Source organism: Collinsella aerofaciens (assembly GCF_018785245.1).
GTDB classification, from domain to species: Bacteria; Actinomycetota; Coriobacteriia; order Coriobacteriales; family Coriobacteriaceae; genus Collinsella; species Collinsella aerofaciens_AD.
In genome coordinates this window covers 1-226 of sequence record NZ_WQPL01000065.1, presented here as the reverse complement: position 1 = coordinate 226, position 226 = coordinate 1, and the positions used below count along the sequence as shown (strand labels likewise).

Below are 226 nucleotides of genomic sequence, written 5' to 3'. Positions count from 1 at the left end.
CACGTCCCCCACGCCGTAGGCGTCCAGCAGCGCCGCCGCGTCCTCCCCGAGCATCGCCCTGAAGGCGCGCGCGGGCGTCGCGAAGCCGAGCGCGCCGCGGGGCTCGGAGTTCACGTGCGACATGGCCAGCGCCAGGTCGGCCGGGGCGAGCCGGTCGAACCTGATCCCGGCGCCCTTGGGCAGCAGCTTCCTGATCTCGACGTGGTTGCGCTCGCAGGCGCCCTTC

General features: G+C 74.8%; 1 pseudogene. It reads right to left on the bottom strand.

The window, feature by feature from the left end:
* Positions 1-226, bottom strand: a pseudogene (locus GPK39_RS09880) (IS30 family transposase); the annotation flags it as partial.